30 protein-coding genes are annotated in these 23,430 nt (G+C 44.8%); 25 read left to right on the top strand and 5 right to left on the bottom strand.

The features are described from left to right. Positions 1-6 precede the first annotated feature (6 nt). The 13 genes from K7399_RS07395 (at position 7) to K7399_RS07335 (ending at position 9,590) form a co-directional block, all read left to right on the top strand. Entirely contained in the window at positions 7-273 is a 267-nt protein-coding gene (locus tag K7399_RS07395) for an IreB family regulatory phosphoprotein (RefSeq protein WP_010024681.1), read from the top strand. After that, entirely contained in the window at positions 270-707 is a 438-nt protein-coding gene (ruvX, locus tag K7399_RS07390; protein WP_028976732.1) for a Holliday junction resolvase RuvX, read from the top strand. The genes K7399_RS07395 and ruvX overlap by 4 nt, the downstream gene beginning before the upstream one ends. Further along, a complete protein-coding gene (locus K7399_RS07385; protein ID WP_037563251.1) occupies positions 700-1,020 on the top strand; it encodes a DUF1292 domain-containing protein in 321 nt (106 codons plus the stop codon). Before ruvX ends, K7399_RS07385 begins: the two co-directional genes overlap by 8 nt. Before the next feature lie 259 nt (positions 1,021-1,279). After that, positions 1,280-2,365 (top strand): endolytic transglycosylase MltG, encoded by a 1,086-nt coding sequence (gene mltG / locus K7399_RS07380; RefSeq protein ID WP_128166786.1) that lies wholly within the window; start codon positions 1,280-1,282, stop codon positions 2,363-2,365. 99 nt (positions 2,366-2,464) lie between these two features. After that, the gene (locus K7399_RS07375; RefSeq protein WP_223362567.1) at positions 2,465-3,139 is read left to right on the top strand and encodes an O-methyltransferase; all 675 of its coding nucleotides are present in this window, start codon (positions 2,465-2,467) and stop codon (positions 3,137-3,139) included. A gap of 4 nt (positions 3,140-3,143) precedes the next feature. Next, complete coding sequence (udk, locus tag K7399_RS07370; RefSeq protein ID WP_028982557.1) at positions 3,144-3,788, top strand: uridine kinase; 645 nt, start codon at positions 3,144-3,146, stop codon at positions 3,786-3,788. Positions 3,789-3,872: 84 nt separating this feature from the next. Next, a complete protein-coding gene (gene greA, locus K7399_RS07365; RefSeq protein WP_081787905.1) occupies positions 3,873-4,343 on the top strand; it encodes a transcription elongation factor GreA in 471 nt (156 codons plus the stop codon). Positions 4,344-4,686: 343 nt separating this feature from the next. Further along, positions 4,687-5,262: a YrrS family protein gene (locus K7399_RS07360; RefSeq protein WP_028976738.1), complete on the top strand. Its 576-nt coding sequence runs from the start codon at positions 4,687-4,689 to the stop codon at positions 5,260-5,262. Positions 5,263-5,532: 270 nt separating this feature from the next. Continuing rightward, positions 5,533-6,174 carry a class I SAM-dependent methyltransferase gene (locus K7399_RS07355; RefSeq protein ID WP_028976739.1) on the top strand — a complete coding sequence of 214 codons (642 nt, stop codon included), beginning with the start codon at positions 5,533-5,535 and terminating at the stop codon, positions 6,172-6,174. A gap of 19 nt (positions 6,175-6,193) precedes the next feature. After that, complete coding sequence (gene mtnN, locus K7399_RS07350) at positions 6,194-6,892, top strand: 5'-methylthioadenosine/S-adenosylhomocysteine nucleosidase (protein WP_128166783.1); 699 nt, start codon at positions 6,194-6,196, stop codon at positions 6,890-6,892. Positions 6,893-7,166: 274 nt separating this feature from the next. Further along, positions 7,167-8,084 (top strand): PLP-dependent cysteine synthase family protein, encoded by a 918-nt coding sequence (locus tag K7399_RS07345; RefSeq protein WP_028976741.1) that lies wholly within the window; start codon positions 7,167-7,169, stop codon positions 8,082-8,084. 30 nt (positions 8,085-8,114) lie between these two features. Next, positions 8,115-9,248, top strand: coding sequence for a bifunctional cystathionine gamma-lyase/homocysteine desulfhydrase (locus tag K7399_RS07340; protein WP_128167330.1), 1,134 nt, complete (start codon positions 8,115-8,117; stop codon positions 9,246-9,248). Positions 9,249-9,365: 117 nt separating this feature from the next. After that, positions 9,366-9,590, top strand: coding sequence for a YrhC family protein (locus K7399_RS07335; protein ID WP_028976743.1), 225 nt, complete (start codon positions 9,366-9,368; stop codon positions 9,588-9,590). 115 nt (positions 9,591-9,705) lie between these two features. Here K7399_RS07335 and K7399_RS07330 read toward each other — a convergent pair whose 3' ends face one another. The 3 genes from K7399_RS07330 to sda form a co-directional block, all read right to left on the bottom strand. Then, the gene (locus tag K7399_RS07330; protein WP_028976744.1) at positions 9,706-10,002 is read right to left on the bottom strand and encodes an acylphosphatase; all 297 of its coding nucleotides are present in this window, start codon (positions 10,000-10,002) and stop codon (positions 9,706-9,708) included. Positions 10,003-10,142: 140 nt separating this feature from the next. Beyond that, entirely contained in the window at positions 10,143-10,844 is a 702-nt protein-coding gene (gene sigK / locus K7399_RS07325) for an RNA polymerase sporulation sigma factor SigK (protein WP_028976745.1), read from the bottom strand. 118 nt (positions 10,845-10,962) lie between these two features. Beyond that, on the bottom strand, positions 10,963-11,103 hold the full coding sequence (sda, locus tag K7399_RS07320) for a sporulation histidine kinase inhibitor Sda (RefSeq protein WP_037563254.1): 141 nt from the start codon (positions 11,101-11,103) through the stop codon (positions 10,963-10,965). Between the two features lie 537 nt (positions 11,104-11,640). Here sda and K7399_RS07315 point away from each other — a divergent pair. The 6 genes from K7399_RS07315 to rsfS all read left to right on the top strand — a co-directional run bounded on the left by K7399_RS07315 (position 11,641) and on the right by rsfS (position 15,211). Beyond that, positions 11,641-12,156, top strand: coding sequence for a YqeG family HAD IIIA-type phosphatase (locus tag K7399_RS07315; RefSeq protein ID WP_028976746.1), 516 nt, complete (start codon positions 11,641-11,643; stop codon positions 12,154-12,156). A gap of 6 nt (positions 12,157-12,162) precedes the next feature. Further along, positions 12,163-13,263, top strand: coding sequence for a ribosome biogenesis GTPase YqeH (yqeH, locus tag K7399_RS07310; RefSeq protein ID WP_028976747.1), 1,101 nt, complete (start codon positions 12,163-12,165; stop codon positions 13,261-13,263). A gap of 131 nt (positions 13,264-13,394) precedes the next feature. Further along, positions 13,395-13,691 (top strand): ribosome assembly RNA-binding protein YhbY, encoded by a 297-nt coding sequence (gene yhbY, locus K7399_RS07305; protein ID WP_028976748.1) that lies wholly within the window; start codon positions 13,395-13,397, stop codon positions 13,689-13,691. Between the two features lie 8 nt (positions 13,692-13,699). Next, positions 13,700-14,281, top strand: coding sequence for a nicotinate-nucleotide adenylyltransferase (locus K7399_RS07300; RefSeq protein WP_128166780.1), 582 nt, complete (start codon positions 13,700-13,702; stop codon positions 14,279-14,281). Beyond that, complete coding sequence (yqeK, locus tag K7399_RS07295) at positions 14,271-14,861, top strand: bis(5'-nucleosyl)-tetraphosphatase (symmetrical) YqeK (RefSeq protein ID WP_028976750.1); 591 nt, start codon at positions 14,271-14,273, stop codon at positions 14,859-14,861. Before K7399_RS07300 ends, yqeK begins: the two co-directional genes overlap by 11 nt. Next, positions 14,858-15,211 (top strand): ribosome silencing factor, encoded by a 354-nt coding sequence (gene rsfS / locus K7399_RS07290; protein WP_028976751.1) that lies wholly within the window; start codon positions 14,858-14,860, stop codon positions 15,209-15,211. Before yqeK ends, rsfS begins: the two co-directional genes overlap by 4 nt. Before the next feature lie 215 nt (positions 15,212-15,426). On the opposite strand, the gene comER is transcribed toward rsfS, so the two are convergent. Beyond that, positions 15,427-16,260, bottom strand: coding sequence for a late competence protein ComER (gene comER, locus K7399_RS07285; RefSeq protein ID WP_223362566.1), 834 nt, complete (start codon positions 16,258-16,260; stop codon positions 15,427-15,429). Positions 16,261-16,355: 95 nt separating this feature from the next. Between comER and K7399_RS07280 the strand changes: the two genes are divergently transcribed. The 4 genes from K7399_RS07280 to holA all read left to right on the top strand — a co-directional run bounded on the left by K7399_RS07280 (position 16,356) and on the right by holA (position 21,244). After that, a complete protein-coding gene (locus K7399_RS07280) occupies positions 16,356-17,000 on the top strand; it encodes a helix-hairpin-helix domain-containing protein (RefSeq protein WP_028976753.1) in 645 nt (214 codons plus the stop codon). A gap of 82 nt (positions 17,001-17,082) precedes the next feature. Further along, on the top strand, positions 17,083-17,550 hold the full coding sequence (locus K7399_RS07275) for a ComE operon protein 2 (protein WP_028976754.1): 468 nt from the start codon (positions 17,083-17,085) through the stop codon (positions 17,548-17,550). A gap of 64 nt (positions 17,551-17,614) precedes the next feature. Continuing rightward, positions 17,615-19,927 (top strand): DNA internalization-related competence protein ComEC/Rec2, encoded by a 2,313-nt coding sequence (locus K7399_RS07270; RefSeq protein ID WP_128166778.1) that lies wholly within the window; start codon positions 17,615-17,617, stop codon positions 19,925-19,927. A gap of 288 nt (positions 19,928-20,215) precedes the next feature. After that, positions 20,216-21,244: a DNA polymerase III subunit delta gene (gene holA / locus K7399_RS07265; protein WP_028982552.1), complete on the top strand. Its 1,029-nt coding sequence runs from the start codon at positions 20,216-20,218 to the stop codon at positions 21,242-21,244. Positions 21,245-21,305: 61 nt separating this feature from the next. Here holA and rpsT read toward each other — a convergent pair whose 3' ends face one another. After that, the gene (gene rpsT, locus K7399_RS07260; RefSeq protein WP_028976757.1) at positions 21,306-21,572 is read right to left on the bottom strand and encodes a 30S ribosomal protein S20; all 267 of its coding nucleotides are present in this window, start codon (positions 21,570-21,572) and stop codon (positions 21,306-21,308) included. A gap of 269 nt (positions 21,573-21,841) precedes the next feature. Between rpsT and gpr the strand changes: the two genes are divergently transcribed. Next, a complete protein-coding gene (gene gpr, locus K7399_RS07255; RefSeq protein ID WP_028976758.1) occupies positions 21,842-22,921 on the top strand; it encodes a GPR endopeptidase in 1,080 nt (359 codons plus the stop codon). Positions 22,922-22,992: 71 nt separating this feature from the next. Then, entirely contained in the window at positions 22,993-23,322 is a 330-nt protein-coding gene (locus K7399_RS07250; protein ID WP_028976759.1) for a hypothetical protein, read from the top strand. Positions 23,323-23,430 lie beyond the last annotated feature (108 nt).

The following is a 23,430-nucleotide window of genomic DNA, read 5'->3' as shown; positions in this document are numbered from 1 at the left end:
TGGGGGATGGGTATCATGGATAAAACAATGAAGTTCAATTTTGGAGATCAAAAGGATCACAATGCGCGCGAAGTCTTGTTTAAAGTCTATGATGCTCTTGATGAGAAAGGCTATAATCCGATTAATCAAATTGTCGGTTATTTGCTATCAGGAGATCCTGCATACATTCCAAGACATAAGGATGCGCGAAAATTAATTCGCAGACTTGAACGTGATGAAATTATTGAAGAACTTGTTACAACATACCTCAAAGAGAAATGGGAAAAAGAATGAGAATAATGGGTTTGGATTTTGGCTCCGTGACATGCGGTGTCGCGATCAGCGATCCGCTTGGCTGGACCGCACAAGGTATTGAAACCGTTCAATATGTCGAACATAAGAAGAATCTGCTGTTTGATCGCATTGGCCAACTGATTAACGACTATGCTGTTGAATCCGTCGTGGTTGGACTTCCTAAAGATTTAATTGGAACAGAATCCGCTCGAGCGGGGGCGTCACGCGGTTTTGCAAAGAGCATCCACCGAAAGTTTAAGCTTCCCGTGGAGCTTTGGGACGAACGCTTGACGACCATGGCGGCCGAAAGAATTTTGATTTCTGCAGATGTCAGTCGAAAGAAAAGAAAGCAAGTGATCGATAAAGAAGCAGCAGTGCTCATACTGCAAAGCTATTTAGATAAAAAAAGAATGGAGTCAAAAAAAGATGAGTGAACACGAACATAACCATTATCCAATCTTCCTCCCGGATGAGGAAGAAAAAGAACGCATTGTCATTCCGGAAGAAAATGGCGATGAAAACCTATTTGACGTCCTTTTTTATTTTGATGTCCCGGAAACGGACAAGTCTTATGTCGTGGTTGTTCCGGCTGAACAGGATTTGGAAGAAGATGAAGAGCAGGAAGTTTTTGCATTCCGCTATGAAGGCAACGACGATGATTTCAAACTTTTCCCGATTGAGACGGATGAAGAATGGGATATTGTTGAAGAAATGATTAACACGTTTAGTGATGAAAGCGATGAATGAGCCCCTGGCTAGGGGCTTTTTCCATGCAGTATAAGAAAGCATGTGTTTTTTGGTCAAAGGCTGTGCATCAAGCGAGCAACTGGAGTGCTCGTCAGGCACAAAATTGATGGTTCACAACCGCATCCTGCGCGGGCTATGCCCAGTTTTTCTTAAACGGAATAAATCAAAAACGTTCGGCGTATGTTGTCGAAACGTGATAAATTCGGTAAATAAATAGTGTATAATTGATGGGTACTCTTGAAAGGAGCGGCTCATTTCTATGAAAAAGAAGCATTGGCGTATCTTCGCAGCTGCTGTGATTCTTCTTTTCGCACTCACTGCGGGAGCGGCTTGGGGGTTTAATCGTTATTATACCCGTTTGTTGACGCCGATTAATAAACAAAACGACCGGCCGATAACAATCACGATTCCATCCGGTGCATCGGTTCGCGATATGGCTCAGATTCTTGAAAAAAAAGGATTAGTTCGCAAAGCATGGGCGTTTGAATTTTACGCACGATGGAATCATTTAAATACGTATCGCTCAGGTACTTATTCGTTTAATCAAACAATGTCGGTTGGTCAATTGATGAATAATTTGAAAAATGGTGCTCATCGAGGAATCATTGTTCTTGTTGATGTACGTCAGGGAATGTGGGTCAGTGAAGTTGCAGCTCAAATGGCGAATGCGGCTAAATTGGACAAACCGGATGTTCTGAAGAAGCTTAAAGATCATCATTATGTAAACGATCATTATGTGAAAAAATATCCATTTTTAACAAATGAAATCTTTCAAAAAGGGATTGAGTATCCGCTCGAAGGGTATCTTGCTCCGGGTATCTATCGATTTAAAAAAGGGAAATCGCCGCTGACGCTCGATCAGATGGTGAACAAGATGCTTGATAAAACGGCGCAGCGGCTGCACAGCTATTCCGGGGAGATTAAGACGAATAAGCTTGGGTCAGTACACAAGATTTTAACGATGGCATCACTGATCGAGCAGGAAGCACCGGATCAAAAAAATCGTGAAAAAATCGCAGGCGTTTTCTACAATCGCTTGGATTTGGACATGCGCCTGCAAACGGATCCGTCCATTGCTTATGGACAGCAGCGCAGAATTCGTGCATACACGAAAAAAGATTTAAAAACGGATACCCCCTATAATACGTATACGCGTTCCGGTCTGACGGTTGGACCGATTGGTGCTCCGGCGCTTGACGCGATTGAAGCCGTTCTGAGGCCGATCAAGTCAAAGAATGTTTACTTTTATGCACGACCAAACGGCAAAGTGTATTATTCACAAACCTATAAGCAACACCAAGAAGTCATTGCTAAATACCGTCATGAATGGGCGGAAAAATCATAAATGCTATCTCTTTTTAACGCATGAAAGAATAGTGGAATCGTAAAGAACTGTAGCGTCCGTGCAGCTGCAGGGGGCAATGGCAAGGAAAGGAAGATTGGGTTGATCGATTTTAAGGAGCTATCCGCGTATGCGGATGCGTTCACTTGCTCAGAAAACGAGCGACTTAAGCAAATGGAGCAAAAAGCTGCTGCAAGTTATATTCCGATCATGCAGCCCTCATCGATGGCTTTTCTCCAGCAATTGATTCGCTGGACGGGTGCACGGCGAATCCTCGAGTTGGGAACGGCAATCGGCTACTCATCGATTCGAATGGCGCTTGCAGCAGGATCAGATACATCGATCATTACCGTTGAGCGTGATCCGGCAATGATTGAAGAAGCGAAGCAGAATATCGAAACGCTGAATCTGCAGCACGTCATTCACATTGTCTACGGTGATGCAACAGAAGAATTACAGGAAGTTGCAGACGCTGCACCGTTTGATCTGATTCTGATTGATGCTGCAAAGGCTCAGTATGAACGTATGTTTCATCGCTATACACAATTACTCCGGGAAAAAGGGATCATTGTTACAGACAATGTCTTCTTTCATGGCCTTGTTTGTGATATTGACGGAGTAAAAAAACGGCAATTGAATCGATTGGTGAAGAAGGTAGACGCATACAACCATTTTCTTGCACAGCAATCAGACTTTGATACTGTTTTTTTGACAGTCGGCGATGGTATGGCCGTCAGTACGATGAACGTACATGGGTTGCATTGGGAGGAACGCTGAGATGATGAAAAGAAGCAAGCCGATTGTTATTGGAGTCGCAGGAGGCTCGGGATCGGGAAAAACGACGGTAACGCGTGAGATATACCGTACATTTCCAGATAAATCGATCACAGTGATTCAACAGGATTCTTATTATAAATCACAGGATGATAAACCTTTTGAAAAAAGGCTGTTGACAAATTACGATCATCCGCTGGCGTTTGATAACGATTTGTTGATTTCTCAAGTCAAAGAACTGCTAAAGTTCCACCCAATAAAAAAACCAACGTATGACTATACAGTACATACAAGATCTGATAAAATTGTACCCGTCGAACCTAAAGATGTCATTATCCTCGAAGGCATCTTAATTCTTGAAGATGAGCGCCTGCGTGATCTGATGGATATTAAGGTGTTCGTCGATACAGATTCGGACCTACGAATTATTCGGCGGCTGCTTCGTGATACTGAAGAGCGAGGCAGAAGCGTTGAATCCGTTATCAATCAGTATTTAACCGCTGTAAGGCCAATGCATCTGCAATTTGTTGAGCCAACGAAACGCTATGCGGATATTATCATTCCGGAAGGCGGAAAAAATTCAGTTGCCATTGATCTGATGGCAACCAAAATTCGCGCAGTACTCGAAGAGAAGAATAAAACAACGATGTGAGCAGTACAGGGTGTTTTCAAAATTTGTAAACTCTTGCGCTGTCTATGAACCCGTATGATTAAACGAATCAGGAGTGTGGCAAATATGTCGGAAAAACTTCACTACATGACCGCTGAAGGTAAAGCAAAACTTGAACGTGAATTGAACGAATTGAAGACTGAAAAGAGAAAGGAAGTTGTCGAACGTATAAAAATTGCACGTGGATTCGGCGACCTCTCTGAAAACTCGGAATATGATGCGGCGAAGGATGAGCAAGCCTTTGTTGAAGCGCGTATTCAACAGCTTGAAGTCATGATTCGCAACTCCGTTATTATTGAAGATGACGAGACGACGGATGTTGTTAAGATAGGAAAAGCAGTCACTTTTAAAGAATTGCCCGACGGCGAAGAGGAAACTTATCAAATTGTCGGCAGCGCAGAGTCTGACCCATTTCAGGGGAAAATTTCCAACGATTCACCGATGGCTAAGGGCTTGATTGGTTTGTCTGTTGGTGAAGAAGTCAGTGTCAGCACACCGGGCGGCGACATTCGTGTTAAAATTCTTAAAGTAGAGTAACCGCTGATCGCACAGAAAGGGCGCAAATATGCACGGAAGCAGTTCCGGCATTTTTGCGCTTTTTCTCTTCGTCATCGATCCGGCTCATTTTGCTAACATAATGCGATTTATGCGACATACCCTTTATTTATGCGGACAAATGACGCAGTTTTGCTTGGACAGACATGATGCAGTGCTTGTCTTCGAATTCATTTATAGTGTGCGTGTGAAAGCTGGCAGGCACGAACCAGTTTGTCTTATTCTATTTCATTATTAGGATCAATCAATGATGACCATTCAAACAATCGAGTAATTAATTCACTGTATAATCACTGTCGTTGGTCGTTAAAAGGAGGATGTCTTTATGAGAAGTCAGCGAGGCAATGGCTACTCATCCCGTTATGAACAGCGGAAAAGCAAAATGGATCGGCTGCTCAGTTGGACAATTGGGATTGTTTCATTGCTCATACTTGCAATTGGATGTATTATTCTCATTTCCGTTTTTCACACATCACCAGATTCGAAACCTGCGGCATCATCGGAATCACAATCCAGTACTCAGTCTAGCGAATCGAAAAGCAGCGATACTCAATCGGATTCAAGCTCAGATCAGTCTTCGGATGAATCAAGTCAGGCAGCGAATGATGAAGGCGAGAGCAGTACTGACTCCTCAAGTTCGAGTGCTGATTCCGGATCTGATGAAAGTCATCAAGCCTCTTATGAAATGGGTTCTGCGGATTGGAACGCGCAAGTACATGCCATTTCAGAAGCGACAGGTATCGATGAGACCAATATGACGATTCGCTGGCTTGGTAATGGAGGAACCCCGAGCAGTTCGCTTGCACGGGTCAGTCCAAAAGGCGATGCCAATGCCATCTATGTTGTTCACCTCATCTATAAAGATGGAAAATGGCAAGCCGATAATGTCAAGGCTCCATAAATCATGCAACCAACCGTCACGCACGGCTGGTTTTTTTATATAGTGACTTTTTGTTCTATACCATTCATTACCGTCTAAATCATACAGAAAATTCGCGTAGGCCTCATCGCTTGGCAGGAAGGAATCGGAATCCAGTTTACAAAATCAGAAATAATCGCATGTTTTCATTGAATACGCAAGCGAATTGTGCTAGTTTAGTGACATTAGATCATTTAAACCATACTAATAGTATAAGAATTAAATGATTTAAGCGCCAAGGGGGAATATCGCGTGGGACGCGAATTTATCCACACATTCGAGCAATGGGCAGATGATTACGATCGTTCGGTATTTGGCGGGGATCGTGAATATAAAGAGGTATTCAAGGATTATGACCGGATTTTAGAAACAGCAACGGTTTATGCACGTGGGGCGGTGCTCGAATTTGGGGTAGGCACAGGCAACCTGACAAAAAAGCTGATTGCTCATGGATTCAAGGTTACAGGCATTGAACCGTCAAGGAAAATGCGGGAGAAAGCGATGGAGAAGCTCCCCAATCTACACATTCTTGATGGTGATTTTCTTAATTTTCCAAAACTGAACGATCCCATTGATACGATTATCAGTTCGTTTGCCTTCCATCATTTGACCGACCAGGAGAAAGACCGGGCAATTGACCACTATAGCCGTTTTCTTCCGATTAATGGTAGAATAGTTTTTATAGACACGCTGTTTGACAGTGAACGTGAAAAGAAAAAGATACACCACTGGGCGAGTAGCCATGGGTATACCCGTTTGTTGAACGACCTTCAAACGGAGTATTACCCACTTCGGCAAGACTTGGCAAATCTTTTTCAAAGGCACCATTTTCAGCCCTATTTCAAACAATTGAACCGGTTTGCATGGCTGATTGTTGCCAATAAAAATGAATGATATTCAGGAGGATCCAGTTGTGAGATTAGGCATCATCGGTGCAATGGAAGAAGAAGTTTCATTATTAAAGAAACGCATGAGCGGAGTCGAAACCATCGCAATTGCCGGCTGCCGTTTTTATAAAGGAACCATTGAAAAAACAGAAATTATTCTGCTGCAATCCGGAATTGGAAAGGTCAGTGCAGCGGTTGGCACAACGTTGCTTCTGGATCATTATCATCCACAAGCGGTGATTAATACAGGGTCTGCGGGAGGAACAGATCCATCACTTTCAATCGGTGACGTTGTCATCTCGTCATCAGTGATCCACCATGATGCGGATGCAACTGCGTTTGACTATGCGCCTGGTCAGATTCCGGGCATGCCTCCAGCTTTTTTACCGGATCACAAATTAATTGAAGCGGCGCTCGCAGCCAGCAGTGCTGATTCAAAGCACAAAATGGTTAAAGGTTTAATTGGCTCCGGGGATTCATTTATGTCCGATTCTGTGCGCATTTTAAAACTGAAAGATACCTTTCCAGATTTAAAGGCAGTTGAGATGGAAGCGGCAGCGATTGCACAAGTCTGTCATCAGTTCAAGGTACCGTTTTTAGTCATTCGATCATTATCCGATATTGCCGGAAAGAATTCAAATCGATCGTTTGATCAATTTTTGGAAACAGCAGCGAAGCATTCAGCCGAATTTATTCTTTCAATCTTAAAGGAGCTTAACTCATGAATAGGCACCTATCCGTAAACGTGACAAGCATGTGTAATAAGCGATCACAAGAAAATACGCAGTTTGATGAGGCGGCGGTTTCTCGATTAGCCAAATTTTCGCCCAGTCATACAATGGATCAACACTTGAATAGCGTTACAGTTTCAGCTGTTGTCTGTTGCCCGAGCAGCTGAGCGGCAGGTCACGTACTTGTCGGCGCAAAAAATTGCGAAAAAATGCCGGCACACCAAGCTGAGCAGAACGACTTTGTGCCCAGAGACAAGGAGAGAAAGATATGGCAGTTTATGATAATGTACATGAGCTGGTAGGCAGAACACCGCTAGTGGCTCTGCATGCGTTTCCGCTTCCGAAAGGCGTGCGCCTCTATGCGAAATGTGAATACTTCAATCCGGGAGGAAGCGTTAAAGATCGCCTTGGTGAAACGATTATCCGTGAAGCGATGCAGTCTGGGAAGCTTAAACCTGGAGGAACATTGATTGAGCCAACAGCAGGCAATACGGGAATTGGCCTTGCCCTTGCAGCTGTGGGAAAGGGCATCCATGTACTCTTCTGTGTGCCTGAAAAATTTAGCGTTGAGAAACAAACCTTAATGAAAGCACTTGGCGCTCGTGTGGTCAAAACCCCGTCAGATCAGGGGATGGCAGGTGCGATCAAAAAAGCAAAAGCGTTCGAACAGTCAATTAAGAACAGCTATTGCCCGAATCAGTTTGCCAATCCGAATAACCCGAAGGCCTATTTTGAGTCACTTGGACCTGAACTTTGGGAAGATTTGCATGGCTCCTTAGATGTCCTCGTTGCCGGAGCCGGATCAGGCGGAACGTTTACAGGAACTGCGGATTACTTAAAGAAACGAAATCCGGAGATTAAGACGGTTGTTGTGGAACCTGTGGGTTCAATTTTAAATGGCGGTGCACCGGCGGAACATCGAACAGAGGGAATTGGGATGGAATTCATTCCTTCTTTCGTAAAAACCGAGTATTTTGATGAAATTTATACAATATCTGATGAAGATGCATTCAAACGACTCAAAGAAGCGGCTGCGCTTGAAGGGTTACTTATTGGCAGTTCATCGGGATCAGCGCTTCATGCGGCTCTGCTCGAAGCTGAAAAAGCTAAACCTGGGACAACGATTGTCGTTATTTTCCCTGATTCCAGTGAACGCTATCTTAGTCAACGCATCTATGAATCTTAAATACTGAAGCATAATTTGGAGGAAAACATGATGAGACCGAAAACTCAAGTCATCCATGCAGGCATTTTTGGTGATGAATTCACAGGCAGTGTATCTGTACCGATCTATCAGACGAGTACTTACAAGCAAGAAGCAGTGGGAAAAACGAAAGGCTACGACTATTCGCGCTCGGCCAATCCAACACGCCGCGCGCTCGAGGTGCTGATTGGCCAGTTGGAACATGGGAAGGCCGGCTTTGCCTTTGGCTCTGGAATGGCAGCTATTTCCTCGGTTCTTATGTTGCTGAACAGCGGCGACCACGTTGTGATTACTGATGATGTGTATGGCGGTACATTCCGTGTGATTGACAAAGTTTTCAAAAGGCTCGGGATCACCGCGACGTTTACAGATACAAGCAAACTGGAAGCAATCGAATCCGCGATTACCGATCATACCAAAGCCCTGTACCTTGAAACGCCGACCAATCCGCTTCTTAAGGTTACTGATATTCAGAAGGCATCGGCAATCGCACACCGTCATGGACTGCTCTTGATTGTTGACAACACGTTTGCTACGCCATACTGGCAACACCCGATCGACTTAGGGGCGGATATTGTGCTTCACAGTGCCACCAAATATATCGGCGGTCACAGCGATGTTGTTTCAGGACTAGCCGTCGTTGCGTCGGAAGAGTTAGCAGAACGGCTTTACTTTATTCAGAATTCGGTTGGTGCAGTACCTGGTCCTCAGGATGCATGGCTGTTACTTCGCGGGATTAAGACATTGGGCTTGCGTATGGAGCAAATCGAAAAGAATGCCAACCAAATTGCTCAATTCCTTGAGGGCCACCCAAAGGTGAAAAAGGTTTACTATCCGGGTTTGGAGAGCCATCCCGGTCATGCACTTGCAGCAAAACAAACCTCTGGCTTTGGCGGCATGATTTCATTTGATGTCGGTGATGAACAAACGGTGAATCAAATACTCTCAAAAGCGCGCTATTTTACACTTGCTGAAAGTCTTGGTGCAGTCGAGAGCCTGATTTCGGTTCCGGCGAAGATGACCCATGCATCAATACCAAAGCCGCGAAGAGACGCATTGGGAATCACCGATGGCCTCATTCGTTTGTCTGTCGGAATCGAGGATGCGCAGGATTTGCTGGATGACCTTGCACAAGCCTTGGACTGAGCCCGCAGTTCAGATTCAAATTTTTTCAAAATCAGTTACTCGCACTTCTTGTCAGAAACTACCTCATTTCTCTCTGCCCCGCTCATGTTATAGTAATCTTGAAGGGGAGGAATGAACGTGGAAGAAGAGCAGAAAACCATTTTGAACAAAATCGTCGATTATAAAAGAGTGGGGATGTTGTGTCTGTTTCTCAGCGCATTTCTTTATGTCGGGACGTTCATTCCGCCATATCACGCAATTGAATGGAAACTTGAGGTTTTATCCGGAGTAAGTCTACTGTTTTTAATCAGTTCTTTTATTTGCTGCTGGAGATCGACGAAACTGAAAGAAAAGCTTCAATAAGTATGTCAAACCTGCTGGACGGTGCATCTCAGCAGGTTTTCATTTAAGGCTTGGACCTCATCAAAGACACTAAAACCCGCAGCAAGGGCATCTTTGCTGCGGGTTTCATCAGCTTTCAATCAGAGTTTCGAATTTCAAATTGCGTATAGTTTCGTGGTTCGCTATATTCGTAAATGGATACGTTGGAGATACGTGAGAACGGACTTCCTTTTTTAATCGTTTTAACAAACTGATGGATGTCTGACTTTTCACCTTCGGCCGCAATTTCAACACTTCCGTCGATGCGGTTGCGTACCCAACCTGAAATGCGATAGACATTTGCGGTTTGCCAAGTAAAATAGCGAAAACCGACAGCTTGTACTTTTCCTTTCACAACAATATGCACGCTTTTCAGTTCTTCTGGTTCGCCCATCAAATGCAAACCTTTGCTTTTATGGGATTCGTTCATCATAATGCCTCGATTCTGATTCATATTCTGAACTACGCTAAGTAAAGTGTACCATTGAATCGAGTTTTGGTTAATGTTCCTGCTTCGATCGCTTGCGTGTTCCATTACTGATTCGGTTTTCGATAGATCTCATGAAATAATTTCATTAAGGCACGTTTTTCGATACGGGAGACATAGCTTCTTGAAATAGACAACTTCTTGGCAATTTCACGTTGCGTTAATTCGTCCTTGTTATCCAGACCAAATCGGTCAATAATCACTTCGCGTTCACGTGGATCAAGAATATGCAGCGCTCCATAGATTTTTTTTGTCTCGAAATTAAGCGAAATTTCATCGACGACATCTTTATTTGTCGATTTCAAAATGTCGATCAAACTGATGGTGTTGCCTTCCTTGTCCTGTCCAATCGGATCATTCAAAGATACATCTTTTCTTGACTTTTTAAGTCCACGCAAATGCATGAGAATCTCGTTTTCAATACAACGTGCAGCATATGTGGCTAATTTTGTGCCCTTTCCGGTGGAATAGCTGTTGATCGCTTTAATCAATCCGATGGATCCGATGGATATTAAATCATCTGTATCCTCTTTTGTGTTGTCAAATTTTTTCACAATATGAGCAACCAAGCGCAAGTTGTGTTCAATCAGTTTATTGCGCGCATCTTCATCGCCCTCAGCCATACGTCGCAAACATTCGGCTTCTTCCGCAGCTGACAACGGCTGCGGAAAGGTATTGTTCTTGACGTAGGAGACAAGTAGCCAGACGTTTTTAAATAAATAGGCGAGTCCGCCAACAATGGACAGCATGACCCTTCACTCCTTTGGGAGATCTGATATTTCGTAGCTGTCTTCTAGTGTATGGGTATTCGCCCTGTCCTGTGCCTGTACCTTAAGAAAAGAATGGCGCGATCGTGGTGAATCCGGATCAGCCCGTCTGTTTCATTTCTTTGTCCAAACTGCGGCGTTTGATTTCTTCTTCAATCAACCGGATGAAGTCTGCGCTTAATTTGTATTCCTTGGCTTTAACGTAGGATTCAATAAGCAAATCGTCTGAAAGTATATCCATTGTCAACCGTTTCCGGTTTCTCACATCCTTTTTCCTGAAAATTAATCCACGTGAATTGTGCTTCGTGTATGTGGGATGACCTTAAATGATCAAAAGAAACACAGCGGTAATTCGTCAGGCTTGAAAAAGCGCTCAAGGCAGCCAGTTGTCAACCGCTACCAGCAATGATTACGTGAATAATGAGAAAACGATAATTCATATGTTCACTCTATCATGATCCAAGTTAGGGAACAATCATGAGTTTATCCACAGCGAAAGTGGATAAACTGTGCGTTCTGTGTGGGTAAATTAAGACTTATGTTTAAAACTAGTGTTGAATGATGTGGACAAATTTATCCACAGATAAACCCGTGTCACATCGTGTCGAAATATTTAGGGAATATTTAGCCATACTCTTTCATGAAATCATCAATTGATGGTCATATTTTCATGATTTGATTTCGAGTTTTCCCTATTCATGGGATAATTATGAATTAGGACTTGGTAAAATCGTCAACATGTGGGAAAATGGGATCAGAATATGAGGTGGAGAAATTCGTGTTAAGACAATTTTTGCCCGAAGAACATGTGGAAAGTGTATTAGATATAAACCCCAGCAAGTTAAAGAAACGGGGCATCAAAGCATTGGTCACCGACCTGGACAACACGTTAATCGCGTGGAATAAAGAAAAAGTAACTCCCGAACTTGTTCAATGGTTCTCAAGCTTGGAGGCAGCCGGAATTTCAGTCATGATCTTATCGAATAATAGTGAAAAACGAGTCAAGCTGTTTTCCAATTCATCCGGTGTTTCCTATATCTTTCGGGCGCACAAACCGCTCCCGTTCGCATTCAAACGAGCGATGCGGCTGATGAAAGTGCAAAAAGATGAAATGGTGGTTGTCGGCGATCAGTTATTAACCGATATCTGGGGAGCAAACCGAGTGGGTATGCACACGATCCTTGTCACGCCGATTGTCGATTCGGACGGATGGGCAACGAAATTAAATCGTCACCTGGAGCGGTTTATTTTGTCACGATTGAGGCACCGAGGATTGTTGAAATGGGAGGATTAATCAGGAATGGATGAAATTTATTGTGCCGGTTGCGGTGTAAAGATTCAGACCGAGGATCCGCAAGCGCTGGGTTATACCCCACAAAGTGCGCTGCAGCATGATCCGATTGTCTGTCAGCGTTGTTTTCGATTAACGCATTATAATGAAATACAGGATGTTTCGCTGACTGCGGACGATTTTTTGACCATGCTTTCCAAAATTTCAGAGCATGATGCACTGGTTGTCTATTTGGTTGATCTATTTGATAGTGCAGGGAGCTGGGTACCGGGTCTCCAACGTTTTGTTGGGGGGAACCCGGTTCTTCTGGTTGGGAACAAGCGCGATCTCTTCCCGAAGTCCACCAATCCCAACAAATTGTCCAGCTGGATACGCCGGTCAGCACGTGAACAAGGATTGAAACCGGTCGACGTGCGGCTGATGAGTGCATCAAGGAACCATGGTTTGGATGAAGTTGCTGCAGCAATTGACCATTATCGAAAGGGTCGTGATGTGTATGTTGTTGGTGCGACCAATGTCGGTAAGTCGACGTTTATCAACCATCTCATCCAACATTTAGGCACTGGCGATTCAGCGATAACGACTTCTCGTTTCCCGGGAACAACCTTGGATTTCATCGAGATCCCGCTTGGTGACGGGTGTAACTTGTACGATACCCCGGGAATTATTAATGATCACCAGGCAGCACATTTTATTGGTCCGCGTGATTTAAAGAAAATTATGCCGGTGAAAGAAATAAAGCCGAAAGTGTTTCAACTAAATGAGCGTCAGACGCTGTTTCTGGGCGGGCTTGGGCGGCTTGATTACATTGGTCCTGCACGAAGGTCGCTTATTGTCTACGCGTCATCGTCGCTTGTCATTCACCGCACAAAGATGGAGCAGGCTGATGATTTATATGCGCGCCAGCTTGGGCATTTGCTGACACCGCCGAGCGAAAAAGTTGATCTTCCGCCAATGGAACGTTTCGATTTTCGTACCGATCAGCAGGCGTGTGATCTCGTCTTTTCCGGTTTAGGCTGGATTACGATCAAGGGTCGAGGTGCGCGGATCACGGCTTATGCACCGAAAGGAATTGGTGTCTCGCTTCGCCCGTCGCTTATCAAAGGGTGAAGAACTAAGGAGACGGGTTGGACGATCGGCCTTCTAATGCTAAAGATGTATAATTAAAAGTGAACACGAACACTAAGATTTTGGCCATGACATGTTTTGTCATTGGTTCATGGAGGAGTTAAACGAAACATATGCTGAGCAATAATCAACGAAAATTTCTTAAAAAAAAGGCACATGCGCTTAAACCGATTTTTCAGGTTGGCAAGACGGGGGTGCATCCCCAATTTATTGAAGAGATTGACCGTGTGCTGGAAAAGCGTGAGCTGATCAAGGTGCAATTTTTACAAAATACTTTTGAAGATCCAACTGAGGCAAGCAGCGAAATGAGTCGGCACACAAACGCGGAGCTTGTTCAAGTGATTGGTCATACGGCAGTTTTATATCGGCCATCAAAAGAACACAAGCGTATCGACCTCCCGAAGAAGTAGGGATGATCATGGGAAAACGAATTGGTGTTTATGGCGGCACCTTTGATCCGCCGCACCTTATGCACCTCTTGATTGCCGAAGAGGCGCTTGAGGCCTGCGAGTTGGATGAGGTTTGGTTTTTGCCAACGTATCAGCCTCCTCATGTTCAAGAAAAGCATGCGCGTGCATCTGCTGAAGAACGGTCGGATATGGTTGAACTGGCGATTGAAGGAAATGACCGGTTTAAACTATGCCGCTTAGAACTTGAACGCAAAGGCAAATCCTACACTGTTGATACAATTGCATTGCTTCGTGAACGCTATCCGGATGATTACTTTTATTTCATCCTAGGTGCAGACATGGTCGATGATCTCCCAACATGGCACAAAGTTGGCAAGTTAAGTGAAATGACCGCGTTCATTGCGTTTAATCGCCCAGGTTATCCGGAGTCGCATCCTGATTTTGCAGATGTGCAGTACATCGAGATGCCCTTGGTGGATTTGTCCTCAAGTTTTCTGCGCGAGCGTTTAAAGATGGGGCGGTCTTGCCGCTACTTTTTGTGTGACACAGTCATAAACTACATTAAGGAGCGTGGACTCTATGCAAATTGATGAAGCAGAGCAGGCAATTAAAGAGATTCTTCCGGAAAAACGTTTCGTTCATTCTGTCGGCGTGTCGGAAACGGCCGGCAAGCTCGCCAATCGATATGGGGGAGACGTGTATAAGGCACGATTGGCCGGGATGTTGCATGATATCGTGAAATATTTCTCCGATGATGAATTAAAGGCGATGATCCTGCGCAAACCAGGAACGTGGAGCGATTGCCTGAAGTATTCGGATAAATTATGGCATGCACCCGCTGGAGCAGTGTATGTTCAAGACAAGTTTGGGATTGACGATCCGGATATTTTAAACGCGATCATTTATCATACAACGGGACGTAAAGAAATGACGCTTCTTGAAAAAATTATTTTTCTTGCTGATTACATCGAACCCAATCGTTCTTTTCCAGGCGTCGATACGGTCAGAGAAGCGGCAGAACGCGATTTGAACGAGGCGGTGCGCTTAGAACTCCAGAAAACGATCGCCTATCTGGTCGCCAAACAACAAAGCGTCTATCCGAAGACTTTTGAAGCATATAATGATCTTGTAATGAAAAATGATAAAAAAACGAATGAGGTGACTGAATGAATAGCGAAGAATGGGTGAAGTACCTTGCCGAGGCCGCTGATGATAAGAAGGCTCAGGATCTTGTTATCCTAAAAATGGAGGGAATTTCCGTCATTGCCGATTATTTTATCATTTGTCACGGTGATTCCGAAAAACAAGTACAGGCCATATCAACGGCCTTGCGAAAGGCTGCCGATGAAAAAGGAGTCACAGTACATCGGATGGAGGGGTATGACCAAGCACGGTGGGTGCTGATTGACCTAGGGGATGTGGTGGCGCACATCTTCCATCGAGAAGAACGTGATTATTATCAACTGGAAAAGCTATGGGGAGATGCCCCGTCATATACACTTGAAAAGAAATTATCATAAGTTTGAACGACGCAGGCACGGAGATGATTCGATCTCCGTGCTTTTTCGTTTTTTACAGTTTTTGCACATAAAATAGAGGAATAGGGGGACGAAACAACCCCTTAATAAAAAAGATCCGCTATCCTATGATGTGGAAAGGATATTCGGATCATTTTTTCTTGCTTAATGAAGGATTTTTCGTGATTGCGGCGAATGTATTATCTTGAAACCACGAATTAAGACTCTTCTTGTTCAAAACTTTCCCGAACTTTCTTTTGGTCTTCAACAAACTTTTCCTGTGTGGCACGGAACAAATTCTCGAAAGCGTCATGGAATGCGTTCTCAAGTGCATTAAGGCCTGCCCCCGTTATCCCGCCTTTAACCGTGACTTTGTTCTGCAACTCCTCAAGTGTGTAAAGCTTTTCTTGGAACACATTTCCTAATCCTTCGATCATTTCAGTCGTCAGCTGTGTCGCTTGTTTATGGGATAACGGTGTTGTAGTGACCGCACCATCAATCATTTTGCGCAGCAGATAGGTGATAAAGGCAGGTCCGCAGCTTGCAATATCCGAAGCCGCACGGACACTTGCTTCATCAATTTCGATTGGATTGGAAAACTGGGCGAGCACGGCCCACAGCCTGCTTTTTTGTAAATCCGTCATGTGCGTTCCAAAGGTTACCAGCGTGCTTCCGGAAAGGCTTTGATTGACGATGCTCGGAATGACGCGAGCGACCGGACACGGAACATACGTTTCAAGCTGTTTAATTGTGATCGGACTTGTAACCGATATCGCCAGCTGGCTGGGCTGCCACGCATGCCGCAACGGACGCAGCAGCGGAAAAAATTGATTCGGTTTCACGCAAAGAAAAATTAAATCTGTCCGGCGGAGAATGTCAATTGGTGACTCGCAAACCGATAGCCGTGGATGTTTCTTCGCAAGCGCTTCTGCCTTCGCTTTGGTGCGATTCATTACGGAAATCGCGTGAGGTTTTGCAGCCTTGCTTTTTATTAATGCGTCAACCAGCAGCGTCCCAATTGTTCCGGTTCCAATGACGCCGATTCTCATCATGATTCACCTCTGCCCTCGTTAAACTCCTCTTAGAACTTATGTTTCGCTTGAATGGATTATGTCTTTGACGCACCTGATACGAAAGGGGGAGACGTATGAAGTACACTGGAAAAGCGCTAAGCAAGCTGGCAGTGATTGGTTTTCTTGTCCTGTTGCTTACAGGTGCCGTCTGGTATTTTACGCACCAACACAATTTGCAGAATAAGGCGGAAATGAGGCAGGCTGAAGAATTGTTTGCAAACGCGGATCAAGAAAAGAAAACGAATGCGGCACCAGCCAAAGATGCTGCGTCCGAAATTTTTGTGATTGACATCAAAGGAGCGGTGAAGAAGCCGGGTATCTATCAAGTTTCAGCTTCAGAACGCGTCATTGACGGAATTGAACGTGCAGGCGGGTTTACGAAAAAGGCAGATCGGGACAAAATTAATTTGGCTCAAAAGGTTACTGACGAGATGGTCATCCATGTGCCGGAAAAGGGTGCACAGGCGCTTGCTCCCTCGGCACAAGAATCAGAGAACGGTGCGTTGGAATCGCAGTCAGCTCAATCAAAAGTCAATATAAATACTGCGGATGAGCAGGAAATGCAACAGCTTCCGGGGGTAGGACCGGCAAAAGCAAAAGCGATTATCCAATACAGAACGGAGCATGGTTCGTTTAAGTCGGTGGATGACTTGGCTGGTGTATCTGGGATTGGTGAGAAATCTCTGGAGCGAATGAAGCCATTTATGGCGCTTTATTGACCGATCGCGAATGCACTCTGAAAAAGCCGATGATTCTGATACAATAGGAGGACAGGTAAAAAATCGGGAGGTTTTCTAAGACATGGAGAGACTATCGTGGGATCATTATTTTATGGCACAAAGCCATCTATTGGCAACCCGGAGTACATGCGAACGTCTTTTTGTCGGCGCAACTATCGTTCGCGACAAAAGAATCATTGCCGGAGGATACAACGGATCGATTGCCGGAGGGCCCCATTGCATTGATGAAGGCTGTTATATGATTGACGGGCATTGCGTGCGTACCATTCATGCGGAAATGAACGCGATTCTCCAATGTGCTAAATTTGGCGAACCGACAGACGGTGCAGAAATTTATGTTACACATTATCCATGTGTCCAGTGCTGCAAAGCGATCATTCAAGCAGGCATCAAAGCTGTTTATTTTGCTCAAGATTATAAGAACCATCCTTATGCGAAGGAGCTTTTTGAAGCAGCGCACGTAACGGTTAAAAAGGTTCCTTTCAAAACGAATATCGATAAAATTTTTTCTGACAAAACAGAGGTCTAACTTAGGAGGTGCTGTCTGTGAAACAGCAGCTGATTGAGTGCGACTGTGCTTGTGAGAGCTTTCATTGACAGGTAAGTGGCATCTGGCTGCTTTATGTGTCTGCACGACAGCTTGGGCGCTTAGCGGACGCAATGGAACTGTACCAGTGCTACTATTGATCGGCTACAGCTTCTATCTTGTTTTTCGGCGGCATTACCGTATGTTTGCTGTCTTTTTGGCTCTTATGTTGATCCTTGTCGTTGATTTTACGTTTGTAAAAACCGATAAATCAATCTTTTCTGGCCGAGAAACACAGTTGAGTGGCCGAATTGCTTCATTGCCGGACTTTGACGGTGATCGGCTGCGTTTTAAACTGAAAACGAATCAAGGCGAAACGGTGATCGTTGATTATTTGTTGAAGACTAGAGTTGAAAAGGAACGGCTGAGGCATCTCATCAGAGCAGGTCAGTTGTGGCGGGCCATCGGAGCCATGGACCAGCCCATGGCACCAACTAATTTTCATGGATTTAATCAGAAGCAGTATCTCGAGCAGCATCATATTTACTGGAAAATGAATGCGAAACAGTTGCAAATGCGCTCACAATCCGGTTATAACATGATTGGCTTTTTGAGTCGTTTTCGCCAAGATCAGACCGCCCGGATTGATGCGCAGTTTACCCCACCAAGTGCGCAGATGATGAATGCTCTTTTGTTTGGCAGCGATCAACAAATGGATCCCGCACTTTCTGAGGCTTACCGCCAGTTCGGACTCGTCCATGTACTTGTTGTTTCCGGAATGCATATTGCCGTTGTCTTCGGCAGTTTGTACTATTTGTTTCGTCGTATCGGTGTGGTGCGGGAATACGCCGCATTGTTTCTTATTTTGCTGATGCCTGTATATGTCTTTCTAACCGGAGCAGAGCCATCCGTGGTCCGCTCTGGTATTACTGCAAGTATTGTGCTGCTCTTTTCGCTGGTTCGACGGCATAAGATGCCGGTGTCGGATCCAATCAGTATCGCTTGTCTTGTCATGGTTTTTCTTGATCCGAACATCGTTTTTGATTTAGGGTTTCAACTCTCGTTTGCCATTGCGTTTGTTGTGCTTATCGCAGCGCCAATTGTTGCACAGGCTTACGCATCATTCATTGTAAGAATGATCACTTTGTCTCTGATTTGTGAGCTTGCAACGTTTCCAATCATTGTTCCTAATTTTTACCAGATGTCTTTGATTGGTGTTGTCCTCGGTGTTTTCTTCGTTCCTTTTATCACCTTTCTTATCTTTCCACTTTGTGCCATCGCTTATTTCGCCTCATTCGTTTGGGCAGATTCTTCATCGTTCTTCTCGTGGGCAGTGGATGCATTGTTGTTGCTTCCGCACCAAATACTGCTTAAATTGGCACAAATTCCATCGCTGCAAATGGTTTACGGTGCCTTAACCGGTTGGCAGATCTGTATGTCGGTAGTTCTGATTTTTCTCTCTCTTCTGCTCTGGGAACAGCATCGTAACAAAAAGGCACTGCTCATGCTGTGCACCCCATTTTTGATGATGTATCTGGTTGTGACGCTGACTGATTATGCAGATCCGCGCGGGTCGGTCACGTTTCTTGATGTCGGACAAGGCGACAGCATTCTGATACAGCTTCCGCATCGTCAAGGTTCGCTGCTTATCGATACGGGGGGAACAATCCCATTTGAAAAGGAAAAATGGAAGATGCGCAGAAAGCCATTTGAAGTTGGGCGGGATGTCGTGTTGAATGAGCTTGTTGCCCAGCGCGTGACGCATCTTGACGCACTGGTGCTTACCCACAGTGATTATGATCATGTCGGCGGACTGCAGGGAATCGTCGGAAAAACAGCCATTCGAAAATTGTTGGTCAGTCCTTATCATGATCCGAATCTGCAGGAGCAGCAACTTTTCCAAACGCTTTCTGCATCAGGTACGGCGATTCGATTGCTGCGCTCGGGTATGACATTACAAGTGAAGGCACAGGCTTTTCACATACTCAGCCCATTAGAGGATGCGAAAAACAGTAATGACAATTCAGTTGTCTTATACGCGGTGCTTGGCGGAGAACGCTGGCTTTTCACCGGTGATTTAAGCAGTTCTGGGGAACGCGAGCTGATGCAAAGGTATCCTAATTTACGTGCGGATGTGCTTAAGCTTGGTCATCATGGAAGCCGCACATCAACGTCTGAGGCGTGGCTGGAACAGTTGAATCCGGCAATCGGTGTCATTTCTTGTGGGAGAGCGAATCGGTATGGACATCCGCATCCGGAGATTGTTCAGGCACTGCACCAGTACGATGTATTTCGTTTAAGAACGGACCGATCAGGAGCCATTCGCTTCTGGTTTGATGTAACGAAGATGAGCGGCTTTGAACATGCATACGATCCGTAAACGCCTTGAATTTCCATCATTTAGCGCAGCAATGTCACCCATAGTTCTTTTGCTCATAGGATACCATAGAGAGAGTAACATATATCGCTTGACCGGCGATGTCCTAGGCTTCGCAGGTTGGCGTTTATATATATCAGGAAGCGGCGGAAAGCAATTGATATCGCCGCTTTCTTTTTTATTTATCGACCATTTGAGTGAAAGCGGCTTGCGAAGAAAGCAAAGGGACGGTAAAGTAAAAAGGGCGGATTCAGAATACCGCTCGGAACCTGCAGGTAAAGGATGACCTCAATGGCACAACCAAAATCAGCAAATTTATCGATAAAAAAGCCGCTTGCACCCGTTTACCTGCTTTTTGGCACGCAGGATTTTTTAATTCAATTGATGAAAAAAAACTTAACGAGTGAAGCGTTGGTTGAGGAGGAACGCGACTTTAATCTTTCGCGCTATGACCTCACCGAATTGCCGCTGGAACACGCGATCGAGGATGCAGAAACGATTCCTTTTTTCGGGGAAAAGAAAGTTGTGATCATGGATAATGCATTCTTTTTGACCGGAGAGCGTACAAAGACAAAGGTGGAGCAAACGATTGATCGGCTAGAGGATTATCTGAACCATCCTTCGGAGAGTACGGTTCTCATCATTGTTGCGCCGTATGAAAAACTCGATCGACGCAAGAAAATTGTCAAAAGGCTTGAAAAAACAGCGGCTGTTTATGAACTATCGCATTTAAGTGACACAGCACTTTTTCAATTGCTTGAACAGGTCGCCCAAAAGTATGGCGCGCACTACACGCGAGAAGGGCACGAGCAAATGATGAACGCTGTCGGACCGCATCTTGGCCAGCTGGCAAATGAAGTGGGAAAGTGCGCGCTTTATTGCGGTACTGAACGTCCAATTGACGCGCAAGCGGTGGAAGAAATCGGCTCTAAGTCACTTGAGACCAATGTGTTCTTGCTAGTGAACCAGGTCATGCATCAAAAAACAGCCGAGGCACTTGAATTGTTTCACGAGCTCGTTCGCATGAAAGAGGAACCGCTCAAATTACTCGCACTTTTGGAACGCCAATTTCGAATTGTGTATCAAGCCGGCCGTTACCAAGAGGCCGGCTACACGCAGAATAGTATAGCAAGTAAAATGAGTGTACATCCTTATGCAGTCAAGCTTGCTTTGCAGCAAACGCGCGCGTTCAGTCCGGTGCTGCTGCAGCATGCGCTCAAGCGTTGTACGGAGACGGATTTTCAGATTAAGACTGGACAGATGGATAAAATCCTTGCACTTGAACTGCTGATTATCTCTATATCGGGTAAAGCTGCATAATCAAATCCTAAATAAGGCAAAAAAAAGAGGCTCGCTTTTCGAAGCGAGCCGTTTTTCATGATCAAGCGTTCAATCCACTTAACTTCTTGGAAAGTCTTGATTTTTCATGAGCTGCTTTGTTTTTATGGATCAAGCCCTTAGATGCTGCTTTGTCAACTTTTTTCGTAGCAGCAAGAAAAGCGGCTTTTGCGCCTTCAACATCTTTCTCTTCAACTTTTCCATTGAATGATTTAATCGCTGTGCGCATTGCGGATCTGAACTGAGCATTCTGCTGACGGTTCGCTTCGCTTGTTTTCACACGTTTGATTGCAGATTTAATATTTGGCATTCGATTCACCTCCAAATCATGAATTCCCGGTCATCATCCTTACTCCGCCGAAATAAACACGTTCTTATATAAATAAACGATAGGCCAAAAAGACCCTATTCCTGTAAGCAGAGTTCCAATCTGACAAATTGTATTGTATCAAAGCGTCCCACCTTTTGCAATGAATGAATGAAAAAAGCATAAATGAACATCCTTTTAAAAGATATGATCTGTTCTGAATGAATCAACGAAGGCTTGTTGCGCTTATAAATGAGGAAAGGAGTTCGATCATGAGTCACGAATTAGATCTGAAAAAGTATACGGTACGCACGGATTTAGCGATCGAAGCCAATGAAAATAAGCCGGAAGTTCCAGGGCTGCATACGGAGCACTTTGATGAAGCCGGCGTTAAAATCACTAAAATGGTGATTGACAGTCAAGCGGCTGCAGCAATACAAAAAAAAGAAGGATCCTACCTGACTTTTGAAGCAAAGGACTTGCGAACAGGCGATACGGATATTGAGGAACGGGTTGAAAAACTGTTTGCAAAACACTTTTCTGCCTTTTTAAAAGAACTGACCATTGCCGATGATGCAAGCTGTCTCATCGTCGGACTAGGCAACACGAAGGTGACTCCAGATGCGCTCGGACCGAGCGTTGTCGAAAATGTGCTGGTCACCAAGCACTTATTTGATCTTCAGCCGGAACACGTGCAGCAAGGGTATCGTCCGGTCAGCGCGATTAATCCCGGCGTTATGGGAGTAACCGGAATTGAGACAAGTGATATCATCTTAGGCGTTATTGAGAAGACAAAACCGGACTTTGTGATTGCCATTGATGCACTCGCTGCTCGCGCGGTCGATCGGCTAAACACGACGATTCAAATCGCCGACAGCGGGATTCATCCCGGTTCCGGCGTGGGCAATAATCGTAAAGAGCTCAGTAAAAAAACACTGGGTATTCCGGTTATTGCAATCGGCGTGCCGACTGTTGTCGATGCTGTAACAATTACAAGTGATGCGCTTGATGTGCTGCTGCGCCATTTGGAACGTGAAATGACGGATAAAAAACCGTCAAAGGCACTCTCGCCTTCCTGGATGACATTTGGTGAAACCGTCGATTATCGTAAACTTAATTTGCCAAGCCAAGAGAAACGCGCTGCATTCCTCGGAATGGTAGGAACATTAAGTGAAGCTGAGAAAGCACAATTGATTAAGGAAGCACTTGGTGCAAGCGGATCGCAGATGATGGTCACACCGAAAGAAGTTGATTTCTTTATTGAGAAGATGGGGAATGTGCTTGCTGAAGGATTGAATGCAGCGCTTCATCATCAGGTGAATCAAGGAAATGTCGGCCAATATACGCATTAAGTCATGAACTCACGACTTGCTGCATAGAATGAAGCAACGAAGCGGGACAAGCCCAAAGGAGCGAGTGCAGGATGAAACGTATCGTGATCGAATGTCTAATTGTTCTTTCTGTCTTGCTTTTCTGCGTCCTTTACGGAGCAGTCACGGTTCGCGATGCAGCTCAGCCGACTACCGCGCAGCCGGCACAAGCAGATACAGGTTTTCATGAACAAAACATTGTCATTCCAGACAGTGAGAAAGCCGCCGCACAAACAGAAACAACCGGTACACGCAATAACACCGGGATTACATTAAATGAAAATCAAACCGACGCGTCATTGTCCGAACGCGTGCAACGCTTGTTTCTCCTAGGGATCAGTGCCGTCGCCGAGACCGTGCAAGGCGTCATCCATGCATTTTAAAAATCCTGTCGGGTGGGTCTATTGGAATAGGTATAATACGGAGAAGCAGTTTCAATGGTATACCGGTGATGAAGGAGAGTGTCTCAAAAGTCAATTGACTTTTAGGAC

Source organism: Sporolactobacillus terrae, from assembly GCF_019930545.1.
Classification (GTDB): Bacteria; Bacillota; Bacilli; order Bacillales; family Sporolactobacillaceae; genus Sporolactobacillus; species Sporolactobacillus terrae.
The sequence above is the reverse complement of the archived record's forward strand: the minus strand, read 5'-3'. Positions and strand labels throughout refer to the sequence as shown.